The organism is Furfurilactobacillus rossiae, from assembly GCF_013394005.1.
GTDB lineage: Bacteria > Bacillota > Bacilli > Lactobacillales > Lactobacillaceae > Furfurilactobacillus > Furfurilactobacillus rossiae.
Map to the genome: position 1 here is coordinate 1848083 of NZ_CP040586.1, position 13200 is coordinate 1861282.

Consider the following 13200-nt stretch of genomic DNA (forward strand, 5'->3'; position numbering starts at 1 on the left):
TTATAATTAGGGTAAATAAAGCATGGAGGTATAATTATGACATCGGCGATTTCCTTAGCATTTGGCACTAAAAACATTTTACAGAACTTGCAGGAACAAAATCCTCAAAACAAGTTGATCTCACTATCTGAAACAAGTGGAGTCGCGCGTCTCATGCTGCTTGATGTAAGTGATTTGCCCACAGTATTTGCAAACCCCATTACGTTTAAAGTACTAAACGAGTTACCTCAACCCGCATATAAAGACTTTTTTGCTTTCATCAATTTGCAATTGGACCCAGACCACGCGAAAATTTTACGCGCAAGCGTTGATCACTTTTTAGATCAGGAACGTCCCTTAGGCTTGCGAGCGTTTGCCTTGCTGGAAAAGGAAAAAGCTAGCAGTGAATACACTATATTAATGTCTTGGGATCACGTTAATGACTACCACGCATGGATTTCTAGTAGTTCATTTGCACCTTTTGAATCGTTTTACAAGCAGTCACAATATAGTTATCGTGAAACTGCATACAATCGCGTTAGCCTAACACGCTAAATACTGCATTTTTTAAAACATACACATATTAATAAGAGAACATTCCAGCAAAAATCACAATTTTGCTAGAACGTTCTCTTTTTCTTTTATAAACAGAGGTCACACTTCAATTCCACAAAAAAACTACGCATAACATGCGTAGTTACAATTGATATAAGATTGCGGGGGCTGGATTTGAACCAACGACCTTCGGGTTATGGGCCCGACGAGCTACCAGACTGCTCCACCCCGCGATAATAGTAAAAAGAAATGACCCCTACGGGATTCGAACCCATGTTACCGCCGTGAAAGGGCGGTGTCTTAAACCACTTGACCAAGGGGTCATAAAAAAATGACCTACATTCCAAAAACAAAAAACGGAGAAGGAGAGATTCGAACTCTCGCGCCGCTTGCGCGACCTATACCCTTAGCAGGGGCACCTCTTCAGCCACTTGAGTACTTCCCCAAAACCAAGTGGGCACAAGTGGACTCGAACCACCGACCTCACGCTTATCAGGCGTGCGCTCTAACCAGCTGAGCTATGCGCCCATGGAGCGGGTGACGAGAATCGAACTCGCGACAGCAGCTTGGAAGGCTGCGGTTTTACCACTAAACTACACCCGCATAACATGGTATGAATGGCGCGGGACAGAATCGAACTGCCGACACATGGAGCTTCAATCCATTGCTCTACCGACTGAGCTACCGAGCCATAAACGGTCCCAACGAGACTCGAACTCGTGATCTCCTGCGTGACAGGCAGGCGTCCTAACCAACTGGACCATGGGACCAAAATTGCGGGGGCTGGATTTGAACCAACGACCTTCGGGTTATGGGCCCGACGAGCTACCAGACTGCTCCACCCCGCGATAATAGTATATAAACAAAAGGAGGATAAGAGATTCGAACTCTTGCGTGGACTTGCGCCCACCTGACGGTTTTCAAGACCGTTCCCTTCAGCCAGACTTGGGTAATCCTCCATAAGCTGAATATAAGCAATGGACCACCATATTAGTGGACCTTGTAGGACTCGAACCTACGACCGGACGGTTATGAGCCGTCTGCTCTAACCAACTGAGCTAAAGGTCCAAGTTCACTCATATGCTTAATCGCGGCGGGGGGGATCGAACCCTCGACCTCCCGGGTATGAACCGGACGCTCTAGCCAGCTGAGCTACACCGCGATCATAAATAACTAGAGAGCTATTTATAAATCGGGAAAACAGGATTCGAACCTGCGACCCCCTGGTCCCAAACCAGGTGCTCTACCAAGCTGAGCTATTTCCCGAAAATGTAATTGTTTGCAGAATAAAAACTGCAATGCACCCAGTAGGAGTCGAACCTACAACCTTCTGATTCGTAGTCAGACACTCTATCCAGTTGCGCTATGGGTGCAAATAAGTGCCGAGGACCGGGATCGAACCGGTACGGTCATCACTGACCGCAGGATTTTAAGTCCTGTGCGTCTGCCAATTCCGCCACCCCGGCATTATTGTGAATTGGCAAAAGCGGAAGACGGGATTCGAACCCGCGACCCCCACCATGGCAAGGTGATGTTCTACCACTGAACTACTTCCGCATATAAATGGTGCAATGCCGACTAGAGGATTCGAACCTCCGACCCCCTGTTTACAAGACAGATGCTCTGCCAACTGAGCTAAGTCGGCGTTAACCGAAATTTTTTCACTACCCTCTAAGGGCAATGAGCCGTGACAGTCTCGAACTGTCGACCCTCTGATTAAAAGTCAGATGCTCTACCAACTGAGCTAACGGCTCATTAAATGGAAGATACAGGGCTCGAACCTGTGACCCTCTGCTTGTAAGGCAGACGCTCTCCCAACTGAGCTAATCTTCCAATATGCATGGCGACGACCTACCCTCGCAGGGAGCGATCCCCCAACTACTCTTGGCGCGACGAAGCTTAACTTCCGTGTTCGGCATGGGAACGGGTGTATCCTTCGTGCCATCATCACCACACTCTGAGCGTTATCCACTCAAAACTGAATCATGATCTTCTTTTCTTTAACCGGACCACCACTTCGTGGTTAAGTCCTCGACCGATTAGTACTAGTCCGCTCCATGTGTCGCCACACTTCCACTTCTAGCCTATCTACCTCATCATCTCTGAGGGGTCTTACTTCCATATAGGAATGGGAAATCTCATCTCGAGGCGAGTTTCACACTTAGATGCTTTCAGCGTTTATCTCATCCATACATAGCTACCCAGCGATGCGCCTGGCGGCACAACTGGTACACCAGCGGTATGTCCATCCCGGTCCTCTCGTACTAAGGACAGTTCCTCTCAAATTTCCTGCGCCCGCGACGGATAGGGACCGAACTGTCTCACGACGTTCTGAACCCAGCTCGCGTACCGCTTTAATGGGCGAACAGCCCAACCCTTGGGACCGACTACAGCCCCAGGATGCGATGAGCCGACATCGAGGTGCCAAACCTCCCCGTCGATGTGGACTCTTGGGGGAGATGAGCCTGTTATCCCCAGGGTAGCTTTTATCCGTTGAGCGATGGCCCTTCCATACGGTACCACCGGATCACTAAGCCCGACTTTCGTCCGTGCTCGACCTGTCTGTCTCACAGTCAAGCTCCCTTGTGCCTTTACACTCTACAAATGATTTCCAACCATTTTGAGGGAACCTTTGGGCGCCTCCGTTACCTTTTAGGAGGCGACCGCCCCAGTCAAACTGCCTACCTGACACTGTCTCCCGCCACGCTAAGTGGCGCGGGTTAGAGTGGCCGTATAACAAGGGTAGTATCCCACGGTTGCCTCCTTCGAGACTAGCGTCCCGAGCTCTACGGCTCCTACCTATCCTGTACAAGTTATACAGACACCCAATATCAAGCTACAGTAAAGCTCCATGGGGTCTTTCCGTCCTGTCGCGGGTAACCCGCATCTTCACGGGTAATATAATTTCACCGAGTCTCTCGTTGAGACAGTGCCCAGATCGTTACGCCTTTCATGCGGGTCGGAACTTACCCGACAAGGAATTTCGCTACCTTAGGACCGTTATAGTTACGGCCGCCGTTCACTGGGGCTTCAATTCTGAGCTTCGCTTACGCTAACCCATCCTTTTAACCTTCCAGCACTGGGCAGGCGTCAGCCCCTATACGTCATCTTACGATTTTGCAGAAACCTGTGTTTTTGATAAACAGTCGCCTGGGCCTTTTCACTGCGGCTACACTTGCGTGCAGCACCCCTTATTCCGAAGTTACGGGGTCATTTTGCCGAGTTCCTTAACGAGAGTTCACTCGCTCACCTGAGGATACTCTCCTCGACTACCTGTGTCGGTCTGCGGTACGGGTAATTAAACTCTAACTAGAAGCTTTTCTCGGCAGCGTGACATCAACGACTTCCCTACTTAAATTTCGGTCCTCGTCACAGCTCAATGTTAAAGAAACAAGCATTTAACTCATCTCACACCTCACTGCTTGACCGGACATTTCCAATCGTCCGGATCGTTTAGCCTTCTGCGTCCCTCCATTGTTCAAACAAGTTTAACTAGTACAGGAATCTCAACCTGTTTTCCATCGACTACGCCTTTCGGCCTCGCCTTAGGTCCCGACTAACCCTGGGTGGACGAGCCTTCCCCAGGAAACCTTAGTCATTCGGTGGATCAGATTCTCACTGATCTTTCGCTACTCATACCGGCATTCTCACTTCTATGCGCTCCACCAGTCCTTACGATCTGGCTTCACCGCCCATAGAACGCTCTCCTATCGCGCCACTTACGTGGCACCCACAGTTTCGGTAATATGCTTAGCCCCGGTACATTTTCGGCGCAGAATCACTCGACTAGTGAGCTATTACGCACTCTTTAAATGGTGGCTGCTTCTGAGCCAACATCCTAGTTGTCTGTGCAACTCCACATCCTTTTCCACTTAGCATATATTTAGGGACCTTAACTGGTGATCTGGGCTGTTCCCCTTTCGACGGTGGATCTTATCACTCATCGTCTGACTCCCGGATAACACATCAATGGCATTCGGAGTTTATCTGAATTCAGTAACCCATGACGGGCCCCTAGTTCAAACAGTGCTCTACCTCCATGATGATTCATCCGAGGCTAGCCCTAAAGCTATTTCGGAGAGAACCAGCTATCTCCAAGTTCGTTTGGAATTTCACCGCTACCCACACGTCATCCCAGCCTTTTTCAACAGACACGGGTTCGGCCCTCCGGTGCGTATTACCGCACTTTCAGCCTGCACATGGGTAGGTCACCTGGTTTCGGGTTTACTTCAACATACTTAGTCGCCCATTTCAGACTCGCTTTCGCTACGGCTCCGGTCTTTCCACCTTAACCTTGCATGCTAACGTAACTCGCCGGTTCATTCTACAAAAGGCACGCTATCACCCATTAACGGGCTCTAACTACTTGTAGGCACACGGTTTCAGGAACTATTTCACTCCCCTTCCGGGGTGCTTTTCACCTTTCCCTCACGGTACTGGTCCACTATCGGTCACTAGGGAGTATTTAGCCTTACGGGATGGTCCCCGCAAATTCCGACGGAATTTCACGTGCTCCGCCGTACTCAGGATCCTGAACTGAGGGACTTTGATTTCGTCTACGTGGCTCTCACACCCTATGGCGACGTTTCCCAACGTCTTCGACTATCAAGGTCTTTGGTAACTCAAATGTTCAGTCCTACAACCCCAAACTGCAAGCAGCTTGGTTTGGGCTGTTCCCCGTTCGCTCGCCGCTACTTAGGGAATCGATTTTTCTTTCTGCTCCTGTTGCTACTTAGATGTTTCAGTTCACAACGTCTACCTTCAACTAGAGTATGTATTCCCCTAGTGATAATCAGCGGTTAAACTGATTGGGTTTCCCCATTCGGAAATCTCCGGATCAAAGCTTACTTACAGCTCCCCGAAGCATATCGGTGTTAGTCCCGTCCTTCATCGGCTCCTAGTGCCAAGGCATCCACCGTGCGCCCTTTATAACTTAACCTAACAGTTCATACAAACTGCGGTTATGAGTTTAGCGATAAACAATTTAACTTGTTAAAAAACTCAAAAACGCGGTGTTCTCGGTTTAAATAATAAAAAGAATCATGATTCAGTTTTCAATGTACAACGTTTCAGTTGGTCACTTGCGTGACCAATGGAGAATAACGGGATCGAACCGTTGACCCCCTGCTTGCAAAGCAGGTGCTCTCCCATCTGAGCTAATTCCCCATGTTGTCTTCAGGCTTGATCGATGGGCACAAGTGGACTCGAACCACCGACCTCACGCTTATCAGGCGTGCGCTCTAACCAGCTGAGCTATGCGCCCAATCTTTTGTTTGAGGTAAATCCCTCAAAACTGAACAACGTTTCCACTAATGTGTAAGGTTCCGATTTGTTTCCTTAGAAAGGAGGTGATCCAGCCGCAGGTTCTCCTACGGCTACCTTGTTACGACTTCACCCTAATCATCTGTCCCACCTTAGGCGGTTGGCTCCCGAAGGTTACCCCACCGACTTTGGGTGTTACAAACTCTCATGGTGTGACGGGCGGTGTGTACAAGACCCGGGAACGTATTCACCGCGGCATGCTGATCCGCGATTACTAGCGATTCCGACTTCGTGTAGGCGAGTTGCAGCCTACAGTCCGAACTGAGAATGGCTTTAAGAGATTTGCTTGGCCTCGCGACTTCGCTGCTCGTTGTACCATCCATTGTAGCACGTGTGTAGCCCAGGACATAAGGGGCATGATGATTTGACGTCGTCCCCACCTTCCTCCGGTTTGTCACCGGCAGTCTCATTAGAGTGCCCAACTTAATGCTGGCAACTAATCATAAGGGTTGCGCTCGTTGCGGGACTTAACCCAACATCTCACGACACGAGCTGACGACAACCATGCACCACCTGTCTTTCCGTCCCCGAAGGGAACGTCCGATCTCTCGGATTAGCAGAAGATGTCAAGCCCTGGTAAGGTTCTTCGCGTAGCTTCGAATTAAACCACATGCTCCACCGCTTGTGCGGGTCCCCGTCAATTCCTTTGAGTTTCAACCTTGCGGTCGTACTCCCCAGGCGGAATACTTATTGCGTTAGCTGCGGCACTAAGGGGCGGAAACCCCCTAACACCTAGTATTCATCGTTTACGGCATGGACTACCAGGGTATCTAATCCTGTTTGCTACCCATGCTTTCGAGCCTCAGCGTCAGTTACAGACTAGGTAGCCGCCTTCGCCACTGGTGTTCTTCCATATATCTACGCATTCCACCGCTACACATGGAGTTCCACTACCCTCTTCTGCACTCAAGTTGTCCAGTTTCCGATGCCCTTCTCCGGTTAAGCCGAAGGCTTTCACATCAGACTTAAATAACCGCCTGCACTCCCTTTACGCCCAATAAATCCGGATAACGCTTGCCACCTACGTATTACCGCGGCTGCTGGCACGTAGTTAGCCGTGGCTTTCTGGTTAAATACCGTCACTATCTGAACAGTTACTCTCAGATACGTTCTTCTTTAACAACAGAGTTTTACGAGCCGAAACCCTTCTTCACTCACGCGGCGTTGCTCCATCAGGCTTGCGCCCATTGTGGAAGATTCCCTACTGCTGCCTCCCGTAGGAGTCTGGGCCGTGTCTCAGTCCCAATGTGGCCGATCAGCCTCTCAGCTCGGCTATGCATCATTGCCTTGGTAAGCCGTTACCTTACCAACTAGCTAATGCACCGCGGGTCCATCCTAAAGTGATAGCCGAAACCATCTTTCAAGCGAAAACCATGTGGTTTTCGTTGTTATGCGGTATTAGCATCTGTTTCCAAATGTTATCCCCCACTTTAGGGCAGGTTACCCACGTGTTACTCACCCGTTCGCCACTCACTTCAATGTCTCGTCAATCTGGTGCAAGCACCGTCAATCAAAAACCGAAGTGCGTTCGACTTGCATGTATTAGGCACGCCGCCAGCGTTCATCCTGAGCCAGGATCAAACTCTCAAATTAATGAGTTATTTGAAATAGCTCTTGTTTTGTTGTTACTTGGTTATAAAGTGAATTGACTTCACAATTGTAATTGCTTCGAACTTTCGTTCAAAGACCCTACACATTTGATTCGTCGAAACGTTGTTCAGTTTTCAAAGATCTACTTCGTTGCCTCAAGACAACTATTTGATAATATCATTCAAACTCAACTGTGTCAATTAAAAGTTGAAGAACTTTTTTGTTTCACAATCGATCCAGATGATTGCTGCATCAACATTCCGTAGCAGCAAGTAATACTATATCAATCACATGAATCTGGGTCAAGTCAAATTTCAAAAAAATTGAAAAATAGTTTATTTCAGTTAATCAAACACTGGTGCAGAGTCAAACTTAACGTCATGGAATAGCATATGCAACTGATCTCCTTGAACAAAGTCAAGGCCTTGATCAAGTGCACGTTGCTTCAACTCTGACGTAATTTGAAGATGATCAAAAACAAACAGCGAGACATTGGCCTCACCTATCTCACAAGTTGTTAACTCGCTTAACCTTAATTGTTCGAGATCTACTTCTAAAGCATCGTGCAAACATTCAAGAATACTTGCCAACGCAGTCTTATCTTCCAAAACCTTAGTACAGAAAAAGCCGTAATTGCCATCATCCTTAGTAACCAAAAAGCTTGGGATGCCATCATTGATTGTCAAAATAGTCCCTGCAACTTGTTTCATAAAACTCTTTCATCCTCCTCTTACAACTTAACATTACTTCAAAAACCGTTGACGAGCTTCCGCCAGCCACCCATCCATTGCATCTGCAATTGGTTGAAACCCCGTGTGAACATGATAATTTGTCCAATACCGCTTGTGCACATCACGGGCGTTGACCACCGGTACATCTTCTTGATCCTCTTCCAAACAGCGTAATGACAGACTGATCTTTTGCGAGTACTCATCTATATCAAGTATTTTAGCCCGTACAGACTGTCCCACCTTTAGATAGTCATGGATATCACGTACAAACCCATAATGTGTCTCTGAAATGTGAATGAGCCCTTGATGAGTTTCATCTAAACTAATAAAAGCACCATACGGCTGAATCCCAGTTACCACACCAGTCACTGTTTGACCAATCTGGTACTTCATAAACCGCGCCTCCCCGCAACTTATTACGCTTCGCTCACGGAGACACTGTTGATTAAAATTGGCGTATCTGGACGATCCTCATAGTTAGTTGAAACCTTAGCCATCTCATCCACAACATCCATTCCCTCAATAACTTGCCCGAAAACAGTATGATGTCCATCAAGCCATGGTGTACCACCCTGCTCATACTTGGCAATAACTTCGCTGGCTAATCCCATTCCCTTTAATTGTTCGATCATATCTGAAGGAACTCGACTTGCCTGCACGATGAAAAATTGGCTACCATTAGTATTTGGACCAGCATTAGCCATTGATAATGCGCCTCTAAAATTAAACAGCTTATCTGAAAACTCATCTTCAAACGTTTGCCCGTAAATGCTTTCACCACCGGCACCAGTGCCTGTTGGGTCACCACCTTGAATCATAAAATCAGCAATAACACGGTGAAAACTTACACCGTCATAATAGCCATTTTTTGCAAGGCCAACGAAATTCGCAACCGTTTTGGGTGCCTGGTCTTCAAACAATTGGAATTTAATATCGCCCATCGTCGTGTGCAGCGTTACTTGTGGGCCCTTAGCCTCGCCAATTTCAATCTGTGGATACATTTTTATTCTCCTTACTACAGCTCGTTTTATTTTTATACGCATTTTCCTGTTCACATTCTCATTGAAGAATGTCAAATCTTTATCATTGTAAACAACCGACTGCTGACATGCAATTGTTGGTGACCTTTTTTGTCCTTACTTATCCTCTATTTACTTCTCATGTGTAATTGAAACCAACACCACTATGATTGCAATGACAATATTAGGCCAGTCTGTCATTGTGATTTTGAAACTTTTTGTTAATTTCCATATATTCGCTTAATCGCCTATTTTGTTTGCCACTCATTTCTGCTATAGTGAGCCCATTGTCATTTGACATCTTAACAAACTTACTTTTGCAAATTAGAGAGGATTACCTATGTCGACCCTAATTGATTTCGTTTTACATATTGACGCGCACCTTGTTTCACTCGTCAATAACTTTGGTAACTGGACTTATCTCATACTGTTTGCCATTATCTTTATTGAAACCGGTGCGGTGATTCTGCCGTTCTTGCCGGGTGACTCACTGGTATTTGCAGCTAGCGCACTTGCCGCAAACAGCTTATATCACCTGAATATTTGGACCTTTGTCATTCTATTCCTGATAGCTTGTATCTCTGGTGATTCACTTAACTTTATCATCGGTCAGCGTATCGGCCATGCCTTGTCGAATCATTCTCTGTTTGGAAAACTGATTCGCAAAGATGCGCTTGAACGTTCAGAAACGTTCTTCAATGCCCATGGCGCGATGGCCATCATTCTGGCACGGTTTATGCCAATCATCCGAACTTTTGCCCCATTTGTCGCTGGTGGTAGTAATATGCCGTACCGTCGCTTTATCCGTTTTTCCTTGATCGGCTGTATTTCATGGGTAACCCTATGTTCTGCTGGGGGATATTTCTTTGGTAACATTCCGTTTGTCAAAGCGCACTTCTCTGCAGTCGTTTTAGGAATCATCATCATCTCGTTGATTCCTGCCGTAGTTGGTTATATTCGTGGGAAAGTTAAGGCGTCATAATTTTGCCAAATAAAAGCACGTCGCTTAGCATAATGTGATTTCACACAGTGCTAAACGACGTGCTTTTTAGTGTTTCAAAACTAGTCCGTGCCTTAAACTATGCTGGCCGACTAGTAAGCCAACGACTATCCACGTTTCAATTAAAACAAAAAACAATGCGAAACAGGCAAGAAAGAAACTAGCTGGCAACGCGTTGATAATCGCATCCTGATTGGGGTCAAACAACCAATCGTCATTTCTAAACAGCAGTTTATGAAATGTGATAAAAAAACTTTCAAAATTCAAGCTCATAATCACACCGATAACGGGAGCAACAGGCAACGCAATCCGCATCGGAATGACCAACTGCCATAAACGGCTTTCCCGATACATTCGCCACAGTCCCCACGCTGTAACTATAGCCGTTACAATCAGGACTACATTATTGAGTAACAACAAGTTCTTTACATCTGCGAAGTGTTTGAGCGCTCCCTCCGAATCAGTAAAATTATTCATGTGTAGCCGCTCCACCCATGGAAAATCTAAGTAATGGAGCAACTGATAATAATTTTTCAGCATCGTTTGCCGATTCAAATTTACATCATGCAAAATTGTTGTGGTTGATAACATGATGCGATATAGCCAGACAGCGTGGACTGTCAGAAAAATTGAACTTGTTAAGATAAAAAAACAGCCACACAAATAGCGTAGCCAGTGGTTTACTTTTTTTATAATCATCCGTGTAACCGCCATTTAGTTAAATCTGACGCCACATACGTCGGAACAATATCTGCATCGCCTGCGGGAGCCTGTTCAGTTAGTCCTGTCAGTGTCAGTAGAGAGTCCATGTTGGCATTCTTTGCAGCCATAATATCAGTATGCAGGTTGTCGCCAATCATCAGCACATCTTCTCGCGGCAATTGAATCCTGTTGAGTGCCTCGTTCATGATGATTTTAGCGGGTTTACCGATTGTGATCGGCGTCTTTCCTGTCGCGTAACGGACAAAATCAACAACTGCTCCAGCACCTGGTAACATCCCCCGCTGATTCGGAATATTAGTATCCAGGTTAGTCCCTACAAACTGTGAGCCATGCTGAATAGCCAACACCGCCTGTACGAATTTTTCATAGGTAACCTCACGATCAAGTCCAACAACCGTAAACGTTGGTGCAAACGATGCATCCGCAACAAGTGCAAAGCCAACATTACGCAATGCATCCTGAAGTCCACGTTCCCCAATAACATAGGCAGTTAATGGTTTATCCGCCGCCAAACGACGCAAATAGTCCGCTGTAGCTAAAGCAGTCGTGTACACATGTGCTGCCGTCGTGGCGATGTGGTGATGTGCGCGCAGATTTTCCGCGACATCTTCAGGACTACGCGTAGAATTGTTTGTTACAAACAAATAGGGAATCTCACTATCAATCAGCCGTTGCATAAACGTTTGGGCTGTTTTAATTTCCTTTGTTCCCTGGTAGATGGTGCCATCTAAATCAATAAAATAACCTGAATAACGCTTCATCCTTCAAGATCCTCACTATTTATCGTTATTCTGAGTTTGCGAATGCGATTTTTGTCTAATTGTAAAATGACGCCGTGATGGTCGTTTGTTTTGCGTAGACTGAACCAGTTGTCCACTATGGCCAGTTGGACGTGTCGTTTTGCTAACTGTACGTTCCTTCGTGTAAGCTGTTTCCTTTTTATGATGCGTTTCAAACTGATGACGTTGTTGTCCACCCTGATGTTGATTATGTTGATTAGACGAACCATCGTTTTTCCGTGCTGTTTGGACTGTTTTGGTTTCCTGACCACTATTGCTTCGACGTCGTCTGGAACGATGGGAACGTTGATGTTCTTCCTTTTGTGGTCGATCTTGTTGTTCAATTTCAACGTCTAAATTATGAAGCACAAAATAGGCACAGCCAAAATTACAATACTCATATAAATAATCTTGCAGTGCCGTTATCGTTTGGCTCACTGGTACATTGCGTTTTTTAGCAGCATAAAAGCCCTTCAGCCGAAGTTGATCAAATCCACAATCTCCTACCAAGAAATCATATTTACTCAAAACAGTGCTATATCGCTCAGCAAATTTATGCACATCAAACGCATCATGAAAATTAGTCACTAATTCGTATGGGTGCCCGTTAATAAAAAATTGTTGCTCATTTTCACGAACAATGGTAAACATCGCAGCCCGCTTTTCTTGAGCTTCCTGAGCCAACTCTTGGATGTGTTCACGATCGATAACGATCACCTTCCTAACCTTTATTGCTACAACAATTACATTCCATATTTTACAAACAATCAATGACGCTTTTTATAATCAATCGTCTTGCCCTCAATCATTTGCTCGATCTCTACAAACGAAAATGGTCGACCAAATGGAATTTCGTGATCAATATAGCTCTTTTCGGGCGTATCAACACCAACATTAATATTTTCCTTAGCTGGAAAAGCATAATGGTGGATGTGACCATGCAAATTGATAATGTTACCAACGATCCCCATAGAGAATGGGTAGTGTGTTAAATAATACTGTCGGTGATCATATTTCAAATACGCGCCAACATCGTGGAATTCAAACTTTGGTTTTCCATCAAGCATGTTTTCGTTATGTGCTGCCAAATATTTAAACAATGCACGGTTATCATGATTGCCCTTAATCAACACAATGTGACCATTCAACCGATGCAAAATGTCGTTCACCGCAATGTGTGACGTGATAGCTGGCCGTGTGAAGTACATCGCGATATCACCTAAATGATAAACCGTGTCCGTATCTGTAACGACAGAATTCCAATTTTTAATAATCGTCTCATTCATGTCTTCGACGGTCAAAAAAGGTCGTGGAGCGAAGTCGTTCATCCCGAGTAACTCTTTATGATAAAAATGTGTGTCCGACGTAAAATACCGCATCCGCAAACCTCCCGTCAATTTCGTCTATTTATTGTACCACATGTTACCATGAACCACCTTGTCGAGACCGCCTGCCCCTGCTTAATGCTCCATTAGCAAATGACAAAACAAAAGCCATTATCT

General features: G+C 45.9%; 9 protein-coding genes, 20 tRNA genes and 3 rRNA genes. 2 read left to right on the forward strand and 30 right to left on the reverse strand.

The window, feature by feature from the left end; genetic code table 11:
- Positions 1–36: 36 nt before the first annotated feature.
- A complete protein-coding gene (locus LROSL1_RS08865; RefSeq protein WP_017262782.1) occupies positions 37–534 on the forward strand; it encodes a hypothetical protein in 498 nt (165 codons plus the stop codon).
- 159 nt (positions 535–693) lie between these two features.
- Here the strand turns inward: LROSL1_RS08865 and LROSL1_RS08870 are convergent.
- The 26 genes from LROSL1_RS08870 to LROSL1_RS08995 all read right to left on the reverse strand — a co-directional run bounded on the left by LROSL1_RS08870 (position 694) and on the right by LROSL1_RS08995 (position 9178).
- Positions 694–767, reverse strand: a tRNA-Met gene (locus LROSL1_RS08870).
- 17 nt (positions 768–784) lie between these two features.
- Positions 785–857: transfer RNA gene (locus tag LROSL1_RS08875), tRNA-Glu, on the reverse strand.
- Between the two features lie 34 nt (positions 858–891).
- Positions 892–979: transfer RNA gene (locus LROSL1_RS08880), tRNA-Ser, on the reverse strand.
- 9 nt (positions 980–988) lie between these two features.
- A tRNA-Ile gene (locus LROSL1_RS08885) sits at positions 989–1062 on the reverse strand.
- Position 1063: 1 nt separating this feature from the next.
- Positions 1064–1137 (reverse strand) — tRNA-Gly (locus LROSL1_RS08890).
- A gap of 15 nt (positions 1138–1152) precedes the next feature.
- Positions 1153–1225, reverse strand: a tRNA-Phe gene (locus tag LROSL1_RS08895).
- 5 nt (positions 1226–1230) lie between these two features.
- Positions 1231–1304, reverse strand: a tRNA-Asp gene (locus LROSL1_RS08900).
- Between the two features lie 4 nt (positions 1305–1308).
- A tRNA-Met gene (locus LROSL1_RS08905) sits at positions 1309–1382 on the reverse strand.
- Positions 1383–1401: 19 nt separating this feature from the next.
- Positions 1402–1493, reverse strand: a tRNA-Ser gene (locus tag LROSL1_RS08910).
- A 35-nt stretch (positions 1494–1528) separates the two neighbouring features.
- Positions 1529–1602 (reverse strand) — tRNA-Ile (locus LROSL1_RS08915).
- Between the two features lie 20 nt (positions 1603–1622).
- Positions 1623–1696 (reverse strand) — tRNA-Met (locus LROSL1_RS08920).
- Positions 1697–1726: 30 nt separating this feature from the next.
- Positions 1727–1800 (reverse strand) — tRNA-Pro (locus LROSL1_RS08925).
- A gap of 33 nt (positions 1801–1833) precedes the next feature.
- Positions 1834–1907 (reverse strand) — tRNA-Arg (locus LROSL1_RS08930).
- A gap of 7 nt (positions 1908–1914) precedes the next feature.
- Positions 1915–2000, reverse strand: a tRNA-Leu gene (locus LROSL1_RS08935).
- A gap of 19 nt (positions 2001–2019) precedes the next feature.
- Positions 2020–2091 (reverse strand) — tRNA-Gly (locus tag LROSL1_RS08940).
- Between the two features lie 15 nt (positions 2092–2106).
- Positions 2107–2179 (reverse strand) — tRNA-Thr (locus LROSL1_RS08945).
- Positions 2180–2215: 36 nt separating this feature from the next.
- Positions 2216–2288 (reverse strand) — tRNA-Lys (locus tag LROSL1_RS08950).
- A gap of 6 nt (positions 2289–2294) precedes the next feature.
- Positions 2295–2367 (reverse strand) — tRNA-Val (locus LROSL1_RS08955).
- A 5-nt stretch (positions 2368–2372) separates the two neighbouring features.
- Positions 2373–2489, reverse strand: a 5S ribosomal RNA gene (rrf, locus tag LROSL1_RS08960).
- A gap of 64 nt (positions 2490–2553) precedes the next feature.
- Positions 2554–5473: ribosomal RNA gene (locus LROSL1_RS08965) — 23S ribosomal RNA — on the reverse strand.
- 154 nt (positions 5474–5627) lie between these two features.
- Positions 5628–5700 (reverse strand) — tRNA-Ala (locus LROSL1_RS08970).
- 23 nt (positions 5701–5723) lie between these two features.
- A tRNA-Ile gene (locus tag LROSL1_RS08975) sits at positions 5724–5797 on the reverse strand.
- A 78-nt stretch (positions 5798–5875) separates the two neighbouring features.
- A 16S ribosomal RNA gene (locus tag LROSL1_RS08980) occupies positions 5876–7449 on the reverse strand.
- Together the 16S, 23S and 5S rRNA genes with 20 tRNA genes alongside form the textbook arrangement of a ribosomal RNA operon.
- 341 nt (positions 7450–7790) lie before the next feature.
- Complete coding sequence (locus LROSL1_RS08985) at positions 7791–8156, reverse strand: hypothetical protein (protein WP_017261142.1); 366 nt, start codon at positions 8154–8156, stop codon at positions 7791–7793.
- A 33-nt stretch (positions 8157–8189) separates the two neighbouring features.
- Entirely contained in the window at positions 8190–8570 is a 381-nt protein-coding gene (locus tag LROSL1_RS08990) for a CvfD/Ygs/GSP13 family RNA-binding post-transcriptional regulator (protein ID WP_017261143.1), read from the reverse strand.
- Between the two features lie 23 nt (positions 8571–8593).
- Positions 8594–9178: a peptidylprolyl isomerase gene (locus LROSL1_RS08995; protein ID WP_178914388.1), complete on the reverse strand. Its 585-nt coding sequence runs from the start codon at positions 9176–9178 to the stop codon at positions 8594–8596.
- Positions 9179–9536: 358 nt separating this feature from the next.
- On the opposite strand from LROSL1_RS08995, the gene LROSL1_RS09000 reads away from it, so the two are divergent.
- Positions 9537–10178, forward strand: a complete 642-nt coding sequence (locus LROSL1_RS09000) for a VTT domain-containing protein (protein ID WP_017261145.1) — start codon at positions 9537–9539, stop codon at positions 10176–10178.
- A gap of 66 nt (positions 10179–10244) precedes the next feature.
- Here LROSL1_RS09000 and LROSL1_RS09005 read toward each other — a convergent pair whose 3' ends face one another.
- Genes LROSL1_RS09005 through LROSL1_RS09020 form a run of 4 tightly spaced genes read right to left on the reverse strand, consistent with a single transcriptional unit; the run spans position 10245 to position 13077 of the window.
- On the reverse strand, positions 10245–10910 hold the full coding sequence (locus LROSL1_RS09005; protein ID WP_318652998.1) for a TIGR01906 family membrane protein: 666 nt from the start codon (positions 10908–10910) through the stop codon (positions 10245–10247).
- Complete coding sequence (locus LROSL1_RS09010) at positions 10892–11680, reverse strand: TIGR01457 family HAD-type hydrolase (protein WP_178914390.1); 789 nt, start codon at positions 11678–11680, stop codon at positions 10892–10894. Before LROSL1_RS09010 ends, LROSL1_RS09005 begins: the two co-directional genes overlap by 19 nt.
- Before the next feature lie 15 nt (positions 11681–11695).
- A complete protein-coding gene (locus tag LROSL1_RS09015; RefSeq protein WP_178914391.1) occupies positions 11696–12415 on the reverse strand; it encodes a YutD family protein in 720 nt (239 codons plus the stop codon).
- 50 nt (positions 12416–12465) lie between these two features.
- A complete protein-coding gene (locus tag LROSL1_RS09020) occupies positions 12466–13077 on the reverse strand; it encodes a metallophosphoesterase (RefSeq protein WP_178914392.1) in 612 nt (203 codons plus the stop codon).
- Positions 13078–13200 lie beyond the last annotated feature (123 nt).